Source organism: Pseudomonadota bacterium (genome assembly GCA_037200975.1).
Taxonomy (GTDB): Bacteria; Pseudomonadota; Gammaproteobacteria; order Steroidobacterales; family Steroidobacteraceae; genus CADEED01.
The window spans coordinates 2,139,111-2,158,122 of sequence record JBBCGI010000001.1; the positions used below are offsets into that span (position 1 = coordinate 2,139,111).

At 67.4% G+C, this 19,012-nt stretch carries 17 protein-coding genes; 8 read left to right on the forward strand and 9 right to left on the reverse strand.

Annotated elements, in window-relative coordinates; genetic code table 11:
• Positions 1-9 precede the first annotated feature (9 nt).
• Complete coding sequence (locus WDO72_09455; GenBank protein ID MEJ0085897.1) at positions 10-546, reverse strand: RNA polymerase sigma factor; 537 nt, start codon at positions 544-546, stop codon at positions 10-12.
• A gap of 351 nt (positions 547-897) precedes the next feature.
• Between WDO72_09455 and WDO72_09460 the strand changes: the two genes are divergently transcribed.
• On the forward strand, positions 898-3,132 hold the full coding sequence (locus WDO72_09460) for a primosomal protein N' (protein MEJ0085898.1): 2,235 nt from the start codon (positions 898-900) through the stop codon (positions 3,130-3,132).
• Positions 3,133-3,202: 70 nt separating this feature from the next.
• Here WDO72_09460 and WDO72_09465 read toward each other — a convergent pair whose 3' ends face one another.
• Together WDO72_09465 and WDO72_09470 are read right to left on the reverse strand one after the other, a co-directional pair.
• Positions 3,203-3,949, reverse strand: coding sequence for a hypothetical protein (locus WDO72_09465; GenBank protein MEJ0085899.1), 747 nt, complete (start codon positions 3,947-3,949; stop codon positions 3,203-3,205).
• Positions 3,946-4,455: a sigma-70 family RNA polymerase sigma factor gene (locus WDO72_09470; GenBank protein MEJ0085900.1), complete on the reverse strand. Its 510-nt coding sequence runs from the start codon at positions 4,453-4,455 to the stop codon at positions 3,946-3,948. The genes WDO72_09465 and WDO72_09470 overlap by 4 nt, the downstream gene beginning before the upstream one ends.
• A gap of 43 nt (positions 4,456-4,498) precedes the next feature.
• Between WDO72_09470 and WDO72_09475 the strand changes: the two genes are divergently transcribed.
• Positions 4,499-5,746, forward strand: a complete 1,248-nt coding sequence (locus WDO72_09475; protein MEJ0085901.1) for a S8 family serine peptidase — start codon at positions 4,499-4,501, stop codon at positions 5,744-5,746.
• Positions 5,747-5,864: 118 nt separating this feature from the next.
• A complete protein-coding gene (locus WDO72_09480; protein MEJ0085902.1) occupies positions 5,865-6,470 on the forward strand; it encodes a hypothetical protein in 606 nt (201 codons plus the stop codon).
• 76 nt (positions 6,471-6,546) lie between these two features.
• On the opposite strand, the gene WDO72_09485 is transcribed toward WDO72_09480, so the two are convergent.
• Positions 6,547-7,011 carry an EF-hand domain-containing protein gene (locus WDO72_09485; protein ID MEJ0085903.1) on the reverse strand — a complete coding sequence of 155 codons (465 nt, stop codon included), beginning with the start codon at positions 7,009-7,011 and terminating at the stop codon, positions 6,547-6,549.
• A gap of 139 nt (positions 7,012-7,150) precedes the next feature.
• Between WDO72_09485 and argS the strand changes: the two genes are divergently transcribed.
• The 5 genes from argS to WDO72_09510 all read left to right on the forward strand — a co-directional run bounded on the left by argS (position 7,151) and on the right by WDO72_09510 (position 12,426).
• Complete coding sequence (gene argS / locus WDO72_09490) at positions 7,151-8,902, forward strand: arginine--tRNA ligase (protein MEJ0085904.1); 1,752 nt, start codon at positions 7,151-7,153, stop codon at positions 8,900-8,902.
• A 60-nt stretch (positions 8,903-8,962) separates the two neighbouring features.
• A complete protein-coding gene (locus WDO72_09495) occupies positions 8,963-9,499 on the forward strand; it encodes an SPOR domain-containing protein (protein MEJ0085905.1) in 537 nt (178 codons plus the stop codon).
• A gap of 4 nt (positions 9,500-9,503) precedes the next feature.
• The gene (locus WDO72_09500) at positions 9,504-10,607 is read left to right on the forward strand and encodes a CapA family protein (GenBank protein ID MEJ0085906.1); all 1,104 of its coding nucleotides are present in this window, start codon (positions 9,504-9,506) and stop codon (positions 10,605-10,607) included.
• On the forward strand, positions 10,608-11,471 hold the full coding sequence (locus WDO72_09505) for a cytochrome c (GenBank protein MEJ0085907.1): 864 nt from the start codon (positions 10,608-10,610) through the stop codon (positions 11,469-11,471). It begins immediately after the preceding gene.
• Positions 11,472-11,574: 103 nt separating this feature from the next.
• The gene (locus tag WDO72_09510; GenBank protein MEJ0085908.1) at positions 11,575-12,426 is read left to right on the forward strand and encodes a hypothetical protein; all 852 of its coding nucleotides are present in this window, start codon (positions 11,575-11,577) and stop codon (positions 12,424-12,426) included.
• Between the two features lie 76 nt (positions 12,427-12,502).
• Here the strand turns inward: WDO72_09510 and WDO72_09515 are convergent, their stop codons facing one another.
• The 5 genes from WDO72_09515 to fmt are packed head-to-tail and all read right to left on the reverse strand — an operon-like array spanning position 12,503 to position 19,002.
• Entirely contained in the window at positions 12,503-13,870 is a 1,368-nt protein-coding gene (locus tag WDO72_09515) for a sigma-54 dependent transcriptional regulator (protein MEJ0085909.1), read from the reverse strand.
• Positions 13,867-16,095 carry an ATP-binding protein gene (locus WDO72_09520; GenBank protein ID MEJ0085910.1) on the reverse strand — a complete coding sequence of 743 codons (2,229 nt, stop codon included), beginning with the start codon at positions 16,093-16,095 and terminating at the stop codon, positions 13,867-13,869. Before WDO72_09520 ends, WDO72_09515 begins: the two co-directional genes overlap by 4 nt.
• Positions 16,092-16,691, reverse strand: a complete 600-nt coding sequence (locus WDO72_09525; protein MEJ0085911.1) for a DUF4390 domain-containing protein — start codon at positions 16,689-16,691, stop codon at positions 16,092-16,094. Before WDO72_09525 ends, WDO72_09520 begins: the two co-directional genes overlap by 4 nt.
• 8 nt (positions 16,692-16,699) lie before the next feature.
• Positions 16,700-18,064 (reverse strand): 16S rRNA (cytosine(967)-C(5))-methyltransferase RsmB, encoded by a 1,365-nt coding sequence (gene rsmB / locus WDO72_09530; protein MEJ0085912.1) that lies wholly within the window; start codon positions 18,062-18,064, stop codon positions 16,700-16,702.
• The gene (fmt, locus tag WDO72_09535) at positions 18,061-19,002 is read right to left on the reverse strand and encodes a methionyl-tRNA formyltransferase (protein ID MEJ0085913.1); all 942 of its coding nucleotides are present in this window, start codon (positions 19,000-19,002) and stop codon (positions 18,061-18,063) included. Before fmt ends, rsmB begins: the two co-directional genes overlap by 4 nt.
• Between the last annotated feature and the right edge of the window lie 10 nt (positions 19,003-19,012).

Below are 19,012 nucleotides of genomic sequence, written 5' to 3' on the forward strand. Positions count from 1 at the left end.
TCGCGGCCTTCAGAACACTTCACCCAGTTTCGCGCGCAGGGCTTCCAGCGCGCGGAAATAATGCGTCTTCACACTGCCTTCCGAACAGCCCATCGCGCTCGCTGTGCCGGCCACATCGAGGCCTTCGAAATTTCGCAACAGGAAGGCCTGCTGCTGACGCGGCGGCAGCGCCGCCACGGCGGTCTCGAGCACACCGATCGCCTCGTCGAGCTCCAGGCGCTTCGCCGGGCCTACATCGGGGCTGGGCGCTTCCGCGATCGGATCGAATTCCTCGTCCTCATCCGCGCGCACCGGCAGCCAGGCCATGATGCGGCCGCGTACCGTGCGCCGCCGCTGCATGTCGCGAATACGATTGGCGAGGATGCGATAGAACAGCGGCCGCCACTCCTCGACGGAACGCGAACCGTACGACTGCACCAGTTTCATCATGGAATCCTGCACGGCATCGAGCGCGTCGTCGTCGTTGCGCAAACCCAGCTGCGCGATCTTGAACGCGCGCTTCTCGACACCGGCCAGGAACTGATCGAGAGCACGGCTGTTCGTCATTGATTGGGAATTCCGACTACGCCCGATCCGGAAATCGAGCGTGTTATAAACGCCGGCGAGCGTAACAAACGCGGTCATGGTGGGTGTAACGCACCCGGAACCGGTTCGTTGACCGGGACGATCCGCGTATTGCGATTCCGTGAATCAGGAACTTACGAACAATCCCGCAGGCTTCGCGTCACATGTGTGCAATAAGACACGCCGTTGCGCGTGTCCATTTTTGTAACTGGTTGTTTCCATTAGATACGCGCGCATGTGCTCACGATTCGATCAGTTAAACGGGAAACTGCAAAAACAAGCCATTTTTGTAGGCTTCCGCCGACGCCATCCACAGACTTATCCACACGCACTGTGGACAACCTTTGGGGTGCGGCATTGACGAATCCGGAAATCCTGCGCGTCGCGCTGGATACACCACTGCGCCGACTGTTCGACTACCTGCCAGCGACGGACGGGCGCCATGACCCGACGGTCGGGGCGCGAGTGCGCGTGCCGTTCGGACGCCAGCGCCTCATCGGTGTCATCCATTCATTCGCCGCCTCCTCGGACTTGCCGCGCGAGAAGTTGAAACCCGTGCTCGAAGTGCTAGACGCCGAACCGGTGTTCGACCAACGCGTGCTCGGCCTGCTGGAGTTCGCCGCGCAGTACTACCACCACCCCCTCGGCGAGGTGTTCGCGTCGGCCTTGCCCAAACTCGCGCGCGAAGGCGCGCCGGCACAGGCAGTGACCGAGCGGTGGTATGCGAGCGATGCGGGCATTGCGGCGCTCGACGCGAACGAACTGACGAGAGCGAAGCGTCAGCGCGAGCTGCTCGGGATGCTGCGCACCGAGCCGGGCCTCGCCAGTGAAACACTGGGCGAGCGGTTCGATGACTGGCGCACACCGATGCGCGCGCTGATCGCGCGCGGCTTCGCGTCTTCCGCCGAGGTTCCCGCCGAGCCGGCGGCCGAAGCGTCCGGTGCCGCGCTCGTGCGCGGCGCGAAGCCGGCCTTGAGCGAGGAGCAGTCGACGGCCGTATCCGCCATCGACGCGGCGCAAAATCGCTTCGCGCCGTTCCTGCTGTACGGCATCACCGGCAGCGGCAAGACCGAGGTCTATCTACATGCGGTGGAACACGTGCTGCGGCGCGGGCAACGTGCGCTGGTGCTGGTGCCCGAGATCGGACTCACGCCGCAGCTGGTGGGCCGTTTCCGCGAACGATTCACGGTGCCGCTGGCGCTGCTGCATTCGGCGCTGAACGACACGGAGCGGCTCGCGGCCTGGCGCCAGTGCCTGTCGGGCGAGGCGCGCATCGTGCTCGGCACGCGCTCGGCGGTGTTCGCGCCGCTTTCGGATCTCGGCATCGTGATCGTCGACGAAGAACACGACGCGTCGTTCAAGCAGCAGGAGAGCGGCTTTCGTTATTCGGCGCGCGATCTTGCGATCCTGCGCGCGCAGCGCGCGGCGGCGCCGATCGTGCTCGGTTCGGCGACGCCCGCGCTCGAGACGCTGCAGAACGTCGCCAGCGGGAAATTCACGCAGTTGTCGCTGCCGCGCCGCGCGGGCCAGGCGCTGCCGCCGCGCGCGGCGGTCATCGACCTGCGCGAGCACGCGGTGCGCGCGGGCATCGCGACTCCCGCGGTCGAGGCCATCCAGCGACACCTGAATGATGGCGGGCAGGTGCTGGTGTACATCAACCGGCGCGGCTATTCGCCCACGCTCGCCTGCACCGCCTGCGGCTGGATCGCGCCCTGTCGTGACTGCGATGCGCGGCTGACCGTGCATCTCAACGCCGCACGGCTGCGCTGCCATCACTGCGGCGCCGATGCGCCGCTGCCGTCGAACTGTCCGCAATGCGGATACGCCGTGAAACACGTCGGCCAGGGGACGGAGCGCGTGGAAGAGACGCTGGGCGCGCTGTTCCCGGGCGTGGCCATTGCGCGGCTCGACCGCGATGTGGTGCGAAGGCGCGGCGACCTCGAGGAGGTCGTCGGCCGCATCACCAGCGGCGAAGCGCGCATCCTCGTGGGCACGCAGATGGTGACCAAGGGTCATGACTTTCCGAACGTGACACTCGTGGTCGTGCTCAACGCCGACCAGGGATTGTTCAGCACGGATTTCCGCGCGCCCGAACGCGTGGCACAGACCATCGTGCAGGTGGCGGGCCGCGCCGGCCGCGGCACCAGGCCCGGCGAAGTGTTGATCCAGACCGAATATCCCGATCACCCGCTGTTACGCAGCCTGCTCGATTCGGGTTACGACGGCTTCGCCGTGGCGGCACTGGCGGAACGCCAGGCGGCGGGCTGGCCACCGTTCGCGCACGTCGCGGCCTTGCGGGCGTCGGCCACGGAGTTGCCGTCGGCGATCGATTTCCTGCGCCAGGCGCGGCAGCTGGCACGGCCGCCGCGCGGGCTCAAGTTGCTGGGACCGGCACCGGCCGCGATGGCGAAGCGCGCGGCGCGTTACCACGCGCAGCTGTTGATTGAATCGGCAGACCGCGCGCCGGTGCACCGATTGCTCGCGGAATGGCTGCCGCAAGTGGAAACATTGAAGACGCCGCGCGATTTGCGCTGGTCGCTGGATGTGGATCCTCTAGATCTTTTCTAGATAGGGTGCCGGGTGGGGAAAGTGGGGAAAGCGGGCTTCGCCGCTTTCCCCACTTTCCCCACCCGGCACCCTATCTATCCCACCCACCCAGCCGCGCGTTCTCCTCGCCGGCGGCATCGAGCGCCTCGCCGGCGATACGCCTCTCGATCGCCGCGAGAATCGCCGCGGGCATCGCGCCCGCCGCCTGCTGCAGCTGCCCCGCCGGAAGCTCCGCGACTGCAGTAGCCGCAACCTGCCAATCGCCGCCGGCGCGGCACGCAAGGCCGGCCGTCCGCGTCGCGGGCAGTGTGAAACTGCGGCAGTAGTTTCCATCGCGCGCCTTGAACGTGACGCCGATCTGCACCGGCTCCTCGCGGCGCTGATCGCTGGCGAGTTGCCGGTCAAGCGCGTTGGCGAGTTCACCACGCGCCACCAGTGCGCCGCCGTTCGCGGCGAACAGGCCCTGCTCCGCCGGCGCGAACACCCGCCACGAAATCACGACGCCGAGCACCACGCTCGCCGCCATGGCACCCCACTCACGAAAACCCCAGCCGCGCCCCGGCACGCGGTCGCCTTTCGTTGGAAATTTCAGCACCTTGCCGCCGCCGCGCGACGCGGGCGCCGGATTGGCTCTGGCCGCGGACACCAGCCGCTCGGGTAGCGGCTGATTGACCACCTCCGCAAAAGCACCGGCCACTTTCGCCCGCAGCGCGCGATGTTTTTCCACGCGGCGCGCGAGCCCCGGGTCGTTCTCCACGGCGGCGGCGATCGCAGCGCGTTGCACGGCATCGAGCTCGCCGTCGGCGTAGGCCATCAGCGTTTCGTCGTCGTAGTTCACGCCGGATCTCCCCTGTCTTCATCGGCAAGCGCCGCGGCCAGCGCCGTACGGCCACGCGCCAGACGGCTCGTCAGCGTGCCGATCGGAACTTCGAGCACCTCGGCCGCTTCCTTGTACGACATCCCCTCGACCAGCACGAGCGCGATGGCCAGCCGCTGCTCCTCCGGTAGTTTGCCCATCGCCTCCGACACCGACCACAGGTTCGCGTCGGTATCGGCGGGCGATACCGCCGGATGCGAGCCGCTGTCCTCGGGCAAAGGCACCTCGCCGCGCCTCTGGCGCGCGCGCAAACCATCTACCCAGGCGTTCTTCATGATGCCGAACATCCACGAGCCGAGATTCGCGCCGGGCCGCAGCTGATCGCTGTTCTTCCACGCGCGTTCGACCGCCGTCTGCACGAGGTCGTCGGCGTCGTGTTGATTTCGCGACAACGAGCGCGCAAAGCGGCGCAGCCGCGGCAGCAGCCCGACGATGCGTTCACCGATTTCCTCCATCCCGTCAGTCATGTTTTCATGGCGGATAATACGTCTGGCGAGGGTGTTTTCTTCCGTGCGCAAAGTTCTCGCAGTATTCACGCGCGGATTCGTGCTGTGCGTCGCGCTCGCGGGCGTCGCCGCCGCGCAGCTGCCGGTGCCGCAGGTGCAACTCCCGCAATTGCCCACGCCGAACGCAGCGCTGCCTGGCGTGCAGGATCTCACCCGGGGCGTCGGCAGCCCGCTGCGCGAGCTTTCCGCGGTGCGCGCTCTGCGAATCGAACGCGCCTGGCGCGAACATCGCGCCGAGCTCGACCGCGTGAACGACGAGCTCATCGTGCGCGCCGAAGTGGTGGCGATCGACATCTCCGAAGCGGCACTCGCGCTGGCACTGAAGGCCGATTTCCGCGTGCTGCGTACCCAGGAACTCGCCGATCTCGGCTTGCGGATCACGGTGCTGCAGGCGCCCGCCGGCTGGAGCGCGAGCCGCGGCCTGAAGCGCCTGCGGAAGTTAGACCCCGCAGGCAGCTACGACTACAACCATGTCTATCTGGACAGCGGCGCGATCGCTGCTGCCGTTTCCGGGTCCGCCGCGCCAGGGCCCGCGGGTGCCGGCGCGCGCCTCGGCCTCATCGACGGCGGCGTGGACGACAAACATCGCGCGCTGGCGGGAATCGTCCTGCATCGCTTCGGCTGCAATGGCGCCGCCGTGCCGGGCGCGCATGGCACCGCGGTCGCCTCGCTCGCGGTACGCGACAAATCCGTGAATGAGCTGTTCGCCGCCGACGTGTACTGCGGTCTGCCTGCGGGCGGAGCGGTCGACGCGGTCGCCGCCGCGTTCGGCTGGATGGCACGCGAGCGCGTGGCGGTGATCAATGTGAGCCTGGTCGGGCCGCGCAATGTACTGCTCGAGCGCGTGGTGCGCAGCCTCGTCGGCCAGGGTTACGCCATCGTCGCCGCGGTGGGCAACGATGGGCCCGCGGCGCCGCCGTTGTTTCCCGCCAGTTACGAGGGAGTCATCGGCGTCACCGCGGTGGACACAAAGCAGCGCGTGCTGGTCGAAGCCGGTCGCGGCAAACAGGTCGATTTCGCGGCGCTCGGTGTCAACGAGAACGCTGCGTTGGCGGCACCCGATTCTTGCGCCGCCGTACGCGGCACCTCATTCGCCGCGCCACTCGTCGCAAGGTTGTTAGCTCCTCGCATCGCGGCGCCCGATGCCGCGCAACGTCAGCGTGCGCTCGATGAACTGGCGCGAGCCGCGCGCGATCTCGGCGCGCAGGGCCGCGACGATGTGTACGGCGCCGGCCTCGTCGACGCCCTATAAGTAGAGTGGGTTAAGTCAAATGGAAACTTCCGGGCGCCAGGGAAGAAATCGGGCCTCCCGGTCGTAGTACCTCCTGAGAGCTGCGGATGTCCCGCAGCGCAAATTCCAGGAGAGATCCATGAACAAGTACTTCATCAAATCGGCTGCGGCGTTTGCGCTGATCTGCGGCGCACCACTGCTGCAGGCCCAGGTTCTCGGCGGCGGCGCCACGGGTGGGCTCGGCGGTTCGCTGGGCGGCACGCTCGGCGGCGGCATGGGAAGCGTGAGTGGAATGGGCAATGCCGGCGGCTCGATCGGCGGCAGTCTCGATCGCGGCGATACCTTGCGCCGTCACACGTCGGGCGCCGTCGATCGCACTCGTGACACCACCGGCCGCGTGCGCGACCGCGCTGCGACCACGCGGGGCACGGCGCAGGGCGCCGCCAGCGGTGCCGCGAACGCCGCAAACAATGGCATCGCGGGTTCGGTGAACGGCGCAGGCGGTGCAGCGGCGACTGCGAACCAGGCGAGTCCGGGTGTCAGCGGCGCAGCCAACGGAAATGCCGCGGGCAGCCTCACCGGCCGCCTCGACTCCGTGAAGAACGCCGCGCCGGCGACCGAAATGCCGGGCGCTACGTCGATGCCCACGACGCAGCCGCGCAGCTTCACGTCCCCGGTACAGGCCAGCGCCAATGCCAATGCGAACGCCTCGGGTGATGCGTCGGTGAGCACGGCTCGCCAGTAGACAGGTGGCAAAAAAAGCGGCGGAACCCGCACGGGTTCCGCCGCCTTTTCATTGCAAAGTATCGAACAGCCCTGTTTCAACTCTGGGGCTGCGGTCCGCGGTGCGGACGGCCGTGCGCCAGTTCCGCCTTGCTGAGCTGGCCATTCTTGTCCGTGTCCAGCGCGGCGAAACGATCGGCCAGGCGCGGCAACTTTGCCTGCACTTCATCGAGCGACAGCTGACCATCGGCGTTGATGTCGGCCTCCTTGAAGCGTTCTTCCATCTTCTGCTTCATGTCGCCGCGACGGGTGGCGCGCGCCTGCTTCATCTCGTCCGGGGTGACGTAGCCGTCCTTGTTCAGATCGAGCTTGTCGAACCATTCGCCGGAACGTTCGGAACCCGCGGCGGTGGCCTCGGCGCGCGACACGCGGCCGTCACCATCCTGGTCCGCGCGCAGGACATTGCCGCCCGGCGCATCGGAAGTCGGTTTGTCGCCGGCGAACGTGGCGCCGGCGAACAGGGCGGCCAGCGTGAGGGCGCAGGTCGAAAGGGTGGTCTTCATCGGGAATCTCCTGTGGAAAATGAGGCCTGCGAGGAGATCAACGCGCACGCGGGCTTTCGGTTTACAGGTGTGAAGGGGATACCGGGACGTTCCTTGCTAAGATTCGGCCCGTCAATTCGAGTTCCAGACAGGTCCCCCCGTGAAATCCGAGTTAGAGCGCCTGCTGCAAGAGGCGTTGCGATCACTTGTTCCCACCGTTCTGGCCGAGCCGGTCGATCCGGCGCAGGTCGTGGTCGAACGCGCGCGCGACGAGAAACACGGCGATTTCGCCAGCAACATCGCCATGCGGCTCGCGAAAGCCGCGCGCAAGAATCCGCGCGAATTGGCAGAGGCCATCATCGCCGCGCTGCCCAAAAGCGCTCTCGTGACCAGCGCGGAGATCGCCGGCGCCGGGTTCATCAATTTCCGGCTGGCGCGCGACGCGTGGCTCTCGGGCCTCGAGGCCGTCGCCGCACAAGGCGCGTCCTACGGCCACGGCAAGGTGGGCGCCGGCCGCAAGGTGATGGTCGAGTTCGTGTCCGCAAACCCCACCGGCCCGATGCACGTGGGCCACGGCCGCGGCGCCGCCTACGGCGCGACGCTCTGCAACCTGCTCGACGCCACCGGTCACGCGGTTTATCGCGAGTACTACGTCAACGATGCCGGCCGGCAGATCGACATCCTCGCGGTCAGCGTCTATCTACGTTATCTCGAGCTTTGCGGCGAGACGGTTGCGTTTCCGTCGAACGGTTATCGCGCGCCGTACATCCTGCCGGTGGCGCAGGCGCTGCATGCGCAGCGCGGCAACACGCTCCAGCGCCCTGCCGCAAAGATCGCGGCCGGCGCACCGCCCGACGCACCGGCTGGCGACAAGGACAAACACATCGATGGCCTGATCGCCAACTCGCGGGCCGCCCTGGGCAACGCCGAGTTCGATTCCATCGTGATCTTCGCGCGCGACGCGATGATGGCCGACATCCGCAACGATCTCGAAGAGTTCGGCGTGTATTTCGACCGCTGGTACTCGGAGCGCGCGCTCAATCAGGGCGGCGCCATCGACCGCGCACTCGCGGAGCTGCGCAAGAGCGGCCGCGTCTATACGAAAGACGGCGCCGAGTGGTTCAAGTCCACGGAATTCGGCGACGACGAAGACCGCGTGGTCGTGCGCGCCAACGGCGAGAAGACCTACTTCGCCTCCGACATCGCCTATCACTTCGACAAATTGCAGCGCGGCCACGAGCTGCTCATCGACGTCTGGGGCGCGGACCATCATGGCTACGTCGCGCGCGTGCGCGGCGCGCTGGTGGCGCTCGGCCGCCCCGCCGATTCGTTCGAAGTGTGCCTGATGCAGCTGGTGAGCCTGTTTCGCGGCGGCGAGAAGCTCGCGATGGGCAAACGCGAAGGCAACTTCGTCACGCTGCGTGACCTGCGCAATGAAGTCGGCAACGACGCCTGCCGGTTCTTCTACCTGCTGCGCGGCCATGACCAGGCACTGGATTTCGACCTGGAGCTGGCGAAATCCCGCAGCAATGAGAATCCCGTGTACTACATCCAGTACGCGCATGCGCGCGTGGCCTCGGTGATGAAGCAGCTCGGGTCGAAGGGCCACCTTTATGACGCAGCGGCCGCCGATCTCGCGCTGCTGACCAACTCCCACGAGCAGACGGTGATCACGGCGCTGTCGAAGTATCCGGAAATCGTCGAACACGCCGCGCTGAGCCGCGCCCCGCATTCGCTGGTGCATTACCTGCGCGACCTTGCCAACACACTGCACACCTATTACAACGCCGAGCAGTTCATCGTCGAAGACGCCGCGCTGCGTAATGCGCGTCTGACGCTGGTGCTGGCCGTGCAACAGGTCATCCGCAACGGCCTCGGAATTCTCGGCGTCTCCGCGCCCGAGACGATGTAGGAGCAGGCACTGGCCGCGAAAATCACCAGCCGGGATTTCAAGCGCACGCGCGGCGGTGGCATGCGCCTGGAATTCTCGCGTTATCGCGAGTTCGCGTTTGGCCTGGCAGTCGGGTTGTCCTTGTCGGTGCTGGTACTCGTCTGGCAGAACTACCGCGAGAAGAATGCGGCGGCCGTCCCGGCGGAAGTCCCGAAGCCCGAGCCGCGTTCGGGCAAATCGGCTGCCGCCGGTGACACCGAGGACGGCCCGAAAAACTACGACTTCTACGACATGTTGCCGAAGTTCGAAGTCGTGGTACCCGAGAAAGATCGCGAGGTCTCGCGCGAGCGCGACACCGCCCGCGCGCAGATCGAGCGCCCGGGCGTCTATGTGTTGCAGGCCGGCTCGTATCGCAAGCAGGAAGAAGCGGACCGCATCCAGGCGCTGCTCAAGAAACAGGGTATCGACGCAAACGTGCAACGCGTGGCGGTCGATGATGACGTCTGGCATCGCGTGCGCATCGGTCCGATCAGCGATCTGGCCGAGCTCAACCGCCTGCGCGCCCGGCTGCGCGCCGCGGAGTTCGACGATGCGCTCGTGATCCGGGTGGGAGACTAGCCGGGTGTCCGGGCGTTACGCGACCGCGGCGCCCCTCCTTTTCGTGGCCTTGCTCGTGTCTTCCTGCGCGACGCAGCCACCGCCCGGGCCCGCGGCGCCCACCGCACCCTCCGCTCCGGCGATTCCACCACCGACTCATCCGGGCCTGACTCTGGCCGCAGTCGGCGACACCATGCTCGGCACCGACTATCCCGAGAACATCCTGCCGGATGACGATGGCCTGTCGTTTCTCGACGCCGTGACACCGATCCTTTCCGCACCCGACGTGGCCTTCGGCAATCTCGAAGGCGTGTTGATGGACGGCGGCGAACCGGTGAAGTTGTGCAAGGACAAACGCATCTGTTTCCTGTTCCGCACGCCGACGCGGTACGCCACCTACTACCGGCTCGCCGGCTTCGATGCGATGAGCCTGGCTAACAACCATGCGCGCGACTTCGGCGAGGAAGGGCGCTCCTCGACGATGGCCGCGCTCGATGCGCGCGGCATCGTGCACTCGGGGCGCGAAGGCACCACCGCGAGCTGGATCGCGAACGGCCGGCGCATCGCGCTGGCGGCGTTCGCGCCGAACGTCGGCTCCAACCTGCTCAACGAACCCGACATCGCGCGCGCGCTCGTGCAACAGCTGGCCGCGACGCACGACATCGTGATCGTGTCGTTCCATGGCGGCGCGGAAGGCGCCGGCGCGGAGATCCTGCCGTTCGCGCGGGAAATCTTCGTCGGCGAGGATCGCGGCAACGTGGTCGAATTCGCGCACGCGATGATCGACGCCGGCGCGGACCTCGTGCTCGGCCATGGGCCGCACGTCGTGCGCCCGATGGAGCTGTACCGCGACCGGCTCATCGCCTACAGCCTCGGCAACTTCGCCACGTATTACGGCATCAGCGTGGAAGGGTTGCGCGGGATCGCGCCTATCCTGCTGTGCACGCTGGACGACGAGGGGCGCTTCGTTTCAGGCCGCCTCGAATCGACGATTCAATTGCGGCCCGCGGGCCCGTCGCTCGATCCGGCGCGCACGGCCAGTGTCGTCGTACGTACGCTCACGCTCGCGGCCTTCCCGGATGGAACGCTGACCATCGCCGACGACGGCACGCTCGGCGTCCGCCGCTGAATGCGCGGCCGCGCCGTCGTTCGCTGGCTGGCCGGAACGTCGCTGGCGTTGTTGCTGGTCGCGGCCGCGGGTTTCTGCTGGATCTACGTTGCCAGCGAAGCGCACCTGCGATCGTTTCCGCAACCGCCGCCGTTCCGGTTTGCCATTCCCACCGACGCGGCGGCCATCGCGCGCGGCGATCACCTGGTTCGCACGCGCGGCTGCCGCGGCTGTCATGGCGACCGACTGCAGGGCCAGCAGATGTGGGGATATGCGGTCGCGCCGAATCTGCCGTTGTACGCGCGCACCCGCAGCGCGGCCGAAGTCGAAGCGGCACTGCGCCACGGCATCGCGCACGACGGTCGCGCGATGTACGACATGCCGGCGTTCAACTTCATCCGCCTGCGCGATGCGGACGTCGCGGACATCATCGCCTACCTGCGCGCCGTGCCCGTCGAACCTGTGGCCCTGCCGGTGGCCCGGCTGCCCTGGGGCATCCGCCTGCGCCTGGCACGCGGAACGAATCAGGCAATTCCGGCGTTTATCCCTCGTGTGCCCGCGCTCCGGCATGCGAATGACCCAGACCCGCGGATCGTGCGCGGCGAGTATCTCGCCATGACCACCTGTATCGAATGCCATGGGCTCACCCTGCACGCGGACGCTCCGTTTGGCGACGAGACCGCGCCCGACCTGGCCGTGATCGCCGGCTATGATCTGGCCGCATTCATGCGGCTGATGCGCACCGGCAAGGCACTCGGCGACCGGGAACTGGAAATGATGAGTCCGGTGGCACGTGGCCGGTTCGTTTACTTCTCGGATGAAGAAGTGTCGGACCTGTACGCCTTTCTGCGTGCCAACGTCGCGCCTGCGAGCCGTGAACCCTGACGCCACGGTTTTGCGCTAGATGGACGGTGCGCATCGCCGGCAAGGCGGCCGGATGTTAGAGTCGCGCCCCAGAACAAACGTGACCTGAAATCAGGGAGTCACCATGAAGAAGCCAGCCATCGCATCGTTGTTCGTGGGTTGCCTGCTCGCGAGCGGCGCCAGCTTCGCGGAGTTGAACCCCGCCGACCAGAGCTATGTCGACCGTCTCATCAAGGGCGGGCCGAGCACGCTGCAGGATGTTGCGCAGAGCCTGTACAACGCCAGCGTCACGAATCCGGAAGTCCTCGATGTTGCGGCGCAGGTGCTGCTCGAGAAATATCCGCTGGCCGGCAACGAGCGCGACACGGTGGATGCGTCCGCCTGGTTGTGCCGCGCGCTCGGCAACTCGGGCAACAATCGTTACAAGGCCGTGCTCGACCAGGTCGCCGACGACAAATCGGTGCACCGCCGGTTGCGCGGCCACTGCGAGAAGGCGTCGAAGAACCTGGCGAAGGGTGCGACCAGCTCCTATGTCGCCGGCACCGTGAATCTCGAGCTGCTGCGCAATCCCCCGCCGCCGCCACCACCGCCACCACCGCCACCTGCTGCAGCTACCAAGGGCAAGAAAAACGCCAAACCGGCGGCCGCCAAACCCGCTGCGGCTCCGGCCGCGGCTCCTGCTGCTGCCCCGGCCGCCGCGCCCGCCGCCGGCGCGAAGGTGGTCGACCTCGGCCTGATCCGCGTCGGCATGAGCCAGCAGGAAGTGAACGACTTGTTAGGTCCGCCGACCAACCAGTCGCAGCGCATGACGGGCAAGCAGTGGCAGCCGTTCAACTACGGCGCGCGGGACCTGCAACGCATGGTGTACATGTACAAGGGCGTGGGGCGGGTCGAGTTCTCGCTCAAGTCCGCGTATGAAGGTGTGTTCCGCGTCATCACGGTCACGCCGGATCCGAACGAATCCGGTTACCCTTAGTCAGGCGCTTCGCGCCACACAGGAAAACGCCGTCGAAGCGACGGCGTCCGTGAGAGCGAAGAGCGGCACTCGCCAGCTACTCGGGCTCGTCGCTGATGTTGCGGAAATCCACGCCGAGCGAGCGCAGCTTGCGATAGAGGTGCGTGCGCTCCATGCCGACGCGTTTCGCCAGCTGCCCCACCTTGCCGTTGCACAGCAGCAGCTGCTGCTGTAGATAGGCGCGCTCGAACTGCTCGCGTGCTTCGCGCAGCGGCAGCGCCAGCAAGTCCTGCTTGACCAGCGGTTCGACGCTCGGTGCCTGCGCGGCGAGCTCGCGTTCGATTTCCTCCAGACGGATTTCTTCGCCACCACCCTGCAGCAGCAGACGCTGCACGAGATTCTTGAGCTCGCGGACGTTGTCGGGCCAGGGGTAGTTGCGCAGCCGGTTCTGCGCCGCGACGCTGAATTTGCGGAACTGCAGGCCCTCGCCGTCGACCAGGCGATCGACGTAGTGACGCAGCAGGTCGGGCACGTCCTCGGTGTATTCGCGCAGCGGCGGCACCCGCACGAGCAAGGTGTTCAGGTGGGCGAGCAGGTCGCGGCGGAAATCGTCGCTGCGCGACTCGATGCCGGGGCGCGACGAGGAAATGATGCGCGCCTTGAGAGTGACGGGAGTGTGCCCGCCCACCCGCGTGAACTGGCCGCTCTCCAGCGCTCCGAGCAGCGCCCGCTGCGCCTGCGCCGGCAGATCTTCGAGCTCGTTGATGAACAAGGTGCCGGCCGCGGCGCGTTCGAGCACGCCCGGTGCGGCCTGGCCGGCGGACTCCGTACCGAACAACACCTGCTCGGCGCCGTCGGCGCGCAACGTGCTCGAGATCAGTGTGACGAATGGACGCGGCGCGCGCGCGCTCGCATCGTGGATGAAACGCGCGAACGCTTCGCGGCCGGTGCCGGTCTCGCCGACCAGCAACACCGGGGAATCGTTGGAAGCGATTTGCGCCAGATCGGCGCGCAGCTGCTGCATGATGCGGCTGCGGCCCACCGGCACGCCCGGCGACGCGGCTAACAACTTGCCGGCGTGGCGCTTTCGCTTGCCGGCCTCGAGCGCGCGCTCGACGGTGCGCAGCAGCTTCTGCAGCGACAGCGGCTTCTCGACGAAATCGAAGGCGCCGAGCCGCGTGGCCTCGACCGCGGTTTCCACCGTGCCATGCCCGGACATCATCACCACCGGACAGGATGCTTCGGCGGTGGCGGCCTGCCACTCGCGCAGCAGCGTGATGCCATCGGTGTCGGGCATCCAGATGTCGAGCAGCACCAGGTCGGGCAACTGGCGGGCGCGCAACGCGCGGGCCTGCCCTGCGTCACCCGCCACGTCCACGTCATACCCTTCCTCCGAAAGAATCTCTTTCAGCAGGCCGCGAATGTCGGCTTCGTCATCGACGACCAGAATGTGTGCGGCGCTCATGCTCGCTCCTTCCGTGGTTCAACGCGTTTGTCGCGCGCCACCAGCTGTCGGGATCCGTCTGTTAAGGGCAAGGATACACGCACGCGCCCGCCGCCTTCCGGCCGATTGTCGGCTTCCACGCGTCCGCCATGCTCCTCGACAATTTTTTTCACGATCGCGAGGCCCAAACCGGTGCCCTTGGGTTTACTGGTGACATAGGGATCGAAGGCCCGCCCCAACACCTCGCGCGCGAAGCCGGGCCCGTTGTCGGACACCGTGATGGTGGCGTACTCCGCGGAGCCCGCGGATTCGAAATGCGTGGCCAGCGTGACGCGGCCGGCGGCAACGCCTTCCACCGCCTCCGCGCCGTTCACGATCAGGTTGTTGAGGATCTGGCGCACCCGGCCACGGTCGGCTTCCACCTGGTCGATGCGCGGATCGAGCTCGACGTCGATCTGGACGCCCGATTCCTGCACGCGATGCAGATCGGCGACCTCGGTGACCAGCGCGTTGAACGGAAAACGCGTGACTTTCATGTCCGGCGCGCGCGCGTATTCGCTGAACGCATTGACCATGGCCTTCATCGCCTCGACCTGCTGCACGATCGTGTAAGTGGCACGATCGAGGATCTGCGCGTCCTCGCCCGTCATCTGGTGCAGGTAGCGGCGGCGCATGCGCTCGGCCGACAACTGGATAGGCGTGAGCGGGTTCTTGATCTCGTGCGCGAGCCGGCGGGCCACTTCGCCCCAGGCCGCGTCGCGCTGCGCCTGCAGCAATGCGCTGATGTCGTCGAACACGATGACGAAGCCGCCCTGCCGCTCCTCGTCGTTCTCGGCGTGTTCGTCACCGGGCAGCGGCGTGCACGCGCACACCAGCACGCGAGCGCCGGCCATCTCCGGTTTGAGGTCCATCTGCTCGCGCCATTCTTCCTCGCCCTTTGCGAGCCGGACGCCGACCTCGCCGACGAACCGGGCGAAGCGCGGATTGGATTCCTGCAGCGCCGCCAGCGGCTGGCCGACGCCCCGCTCGAGGTCGACGCCGAGGATGTTGCTCGCGGCCTGGTTGGCGCTGCGCAGCTTCAGGTCGCGGCCGATCGCGATGACGCCGGTAGACAGGCGCGCCAGGATGATGGAGAGCCGCTCGCGTTCGCGTTCGACCGCCTGCTGGCTGCGCGTGGTTTCTTCGCGCGCGCGGCGCAAGCGCTTGGTCATGTCGTTGAACGAGTGCACGAGGAATCCCATCTCGTCGCGCGACGGCAGCGGCAACCGCGTGCCGAAGTCCCCCTTGCCCACCGCGCGTGTGCCCGCGATCAGGTCCTGGACCGGCCGCACCAGCTTCTCGGCCGAGTAGATAGCACCATAGATGGCGGTGAGCATTGCCAACAGCAGCACCAGTGTGAGCGTGAGGCCGAAGAGATTCTTCACTCCCTCGCGTTGCTCGGTCAGATCGCTGTGCTGCGAATAGGAGTGCTGCACGGCCTCGGAAAGGCGCACGAGTTGCGGCGGCACCGGATAAAGCGCCACCACGAAGCGACCTTCGCTCGATCCGGGCGAGGTCGCGATAGGCGCCGCCGTGTTGATCAGGTAGTCGTCTTCCGACAGCGGCTCCAGGCTCCAGTACAGATTGCCGCCGGCGATCGCGCTGGTCACTTCGGCAGAGGCACGCGGCAGATTGGTCGGCGTGCCGGTGCTGCTGGCGGCGAGCACCTGGCCGAGCGTGCCGTATACGACCACCTCCAGCGCGCCGCTCTCGACGCGTTGCTCGTCGGTGGCCGAGGCCCAGTTCGACGGCGGGCTGTCGGCGAGGCGGTTCGCGAACAGCTGCGTGCTGCGCGCGTATTCGCGCATGCGCACGTCCATCGCGGATTTCGACAGCTCCAGCGCGTCGGACAGGCCCTGCTTGATCTCCACCTTGAACCAGCTGTCGATGCCGCGATTCAGGAACTCGAGCGAGAATAGATAGACGATGATCAGCGGCGCGATCACCAGCGAACCGAAGATCGCGACCGTGCGCGCCGTGAGGCGCGAGCCCGGCACACCGGCGCGAAATGCCCGCACCAGCTCGATGATCTTGCGCGCCAGCAGCACGCTGACCGTGACCACCGCGATGGCGTTGAGCAGCAGGATCCACGCCTGCAGCTGGCTGAAACGCTGGGAGTTCTGCACCGCCAGCGCCAACAGCAGCAGCAGACCGCCGCTGACCAGCACCCAGAGGGCTATTAACCCGAGGGTGCCGAGGCGCCTCATCGCTGCAGGGACCATGAGAACCACTCGCTTTCGCGATGCCAGTCATCGGTCCAGAACAGCAGCACGCGCAACGTATCGGGCAGCCGCCCACGCCGCACGCCGGCGCGCAGGGACACCCGGTACTGCCGGTTCATCGACAACTGCGGCGAGACCAGGAATGGCCACGCCTCGACCGTGCCCAATGCTTCGAGCGCTTCTTCCAGAGTGGCGTAGCTGTGTTGTTCGCCGCTGCGCGCGTCGAGATCGCGCGTCACGTAGCGATCGCTGACCGCGTGATAGATGAGCTCGCGTTTGAGCGTGTATTCGGCGACGGTTTCGTCGACCCAGAAGCGCCGCTCGCGCGAGACGATCACGTCGAGGTCGAAGGTGAGCATCAGCCCGTCCTTGAGCGCGGCGCGGATGTCGTCGTTCACCGGGTAGGCGATGCGCGCGAACAGCTGGAAGACGCCCTGGTCGACAGCCACATATGCCGACCGCACCTCGAGCACGCCGTCGAGAGGATCGGCCCGCGCAACCCCGCCCAGCCCCACGCCGACCACTGTCGCGAGTACTGCGAACAGCAGGGGCAGGAAACTGTTGGCGCGGCGGAACTGCATCGGTTCCTCTATTTTCTGGTCAAGCAAGCATAGTAGAAGCCATCGGTGCCCGCGCCGCCACCGGGCAGCAGCTGCCAGCCGACGCTGCGTTCGAGCAGCCCCGGCGGTGACACGAGGTTTTCCGGCCAGGCGCCACGCGCGGCGCGCGGCTCGCCATCCAGGAAGGCCAGCACGACCGCCTCGTTCTCCGCCGGCAGCACCGAGCAGGTGCAGTAGACGAGACGTCCGCCGGGCCGCAGTAGTTCGAACGCGGTGGCGAGAATCCGCCGCTGGGTCGCGACGAACCCGTCGATGTCGCTCGCGCGCCGCAGCAGCTTGATGTCCGGATGGCGGCGGATGACACCAGTGGCCGAACAGGGCGCGTCCACCAGGATGCGATCGAAGTGCGCGGCTTCGAACGACGCGGGCCGTTCGCGCAGGTCGGCGGTGACCAGGATCGCGTCGCGACCGGCACGCTGCAGGTTTTCGCGCACCCGCGCGAGCCGCAGACCGTCGTCGTCCACGGCGATGAGTTCGGCGAGATCCGGCGTGATTTGCGCGATGTGCAGGGTCTTGCCGCCCGGCGCGGCGCAGGCATCGAGCACGCGCATCTTCGGTTGGCAATCGAGCAGCAGCGCGGCGAGCTGCGCACCGGCATCCTGTACCGACACCGCACCGGCTTCGAAGCCGGGCAACGCCTGCACGGCCGCGGGCCGTTCGAGCACCACCGCCTGCGGCCGCCAGGCGACGACCTGTGCATCGCGCCCGAGCGCACGCCACGAACGCAGAAAATCGTCGGCGGGCAGCGCGGCATCGAGCCGCAAGACCATCGGCGGATGCTGGTTGTTGGCACGGAGAATTTCTTCGTGACGTTCGCCCCAGGCCGCACGCAGCGCTTCGACCAGCCAGCGCGGATGCGCGTGACGTTGCGCAACCTCGACATCGGCGACGGCTAACAACTCGGCGCGCTGCGCGACGAAACGCCGCAGCATCGCGTTGACCACGCCCGAAGCGCGGCCCTCGCCGATCACGCGGCTCGCGTCCACGGCCAGGTGCACCTGCGCTTCGGGCGCGCCGCGCGAGTATTCGACCTGGTGCGCGGCGGTCACCAGCAGTGCCGCGAGTTTTGGCGAGAGCTCGTCGAACGGGCGGTTCGACAAGGGCGCGAGCGCCGGCTGCAGCCGCAGGTACCAGCGCAGCGTGCCGAGCGCGATGGCGCGCACGGCGGCGCGGTCGACGCGTTCGTGCGCCGCTTCCAGCGCGGCGTCCGCGGAACGGCCCTCGTACACCACGTCGTGTACCGCGCTGGCCGCATGCGCCATGGTTTCTGCGCCAGGCGCATGGCGCGCGCGTCGCTGGGGCGGGGGATTTCTTCGCACGACGGAGCGTTTCATGTGCCGAACCTGATGCCGTCGAGGCGGACGGCATTGGCGAAATCGCGCGCCGAAACCGGCCTTTTCCCGGCGCGCTGCAGCTCGCGCACCGCGAGCACGCCCTCGCCGCAGGCGACCCGAAGTCCATCTTCCGCGATACCCAACAAGGTACCGGGTGCGGCCGCGTCAGCCGTGCCGCCCGCTACGGATGCGCGTAACACCCGCAGCGATTCGCCGGCGAAGCGGGTTTCGGCCATGGGCCACGGATTGAAGGCTCGTACCTGCCGGTCGAGATCGGCGGCCGCGGAACTCCAGTCCAGCCGCGCCTCGGACTTTTCGATCTTGGGCGCGTAGTTAGCCCCGAGCGCCGGCTGCGGGCGCGCGGCCAGCGTGCCGGCCGCGAGGCCGTCGATGGCTTCGAGCAGGGCGGCCGCGCCGAGTTCAGACAACGCGTCGTGCAGGTCGCCGGCAGTGTCGTGCGTGCCGATGTGGCGCCGTCGCTCGAGCAATGTCGGGCCGGTGTCGAGGCCCTCGTCGAGCTGCATGATGGTCACTCCGGTTTCAGTGTCGCCCGCGAGGATCGCGCGCTGGATCGGCGCCGCGCCGCGCCAGCGCGGCAGCAACGAGCCGTGGATGTTGAGGCAGCCGCGGCGCGGCAGTGCCAGCACCGCGGGTGGAAGGATGAGCCCGTAGGCGACCACGACCAGGAGATCGGGCGCCCAGAGCGAAAGCTGCGCGCGGCCCTCGGGTGTCTTCAGGGTCGCCGGCTGCGCCAGCGGCAGGCCGGCGTCGAGCGCGAGTAGTTTGACCGGCGAGGCGCGCAGCTCCCGTCCGCGGCCGGCCGGCCGGTCGGGTTGCGTCAACACGCCGACCACGCGATGCGTGGAGCCGAGCAGCGCACGGAGCGCGGGCAGCGCAAATTGCGGCGTGCCCGCGAAGGCAATTCTAAAAGAGTTCATAACGCCCGAA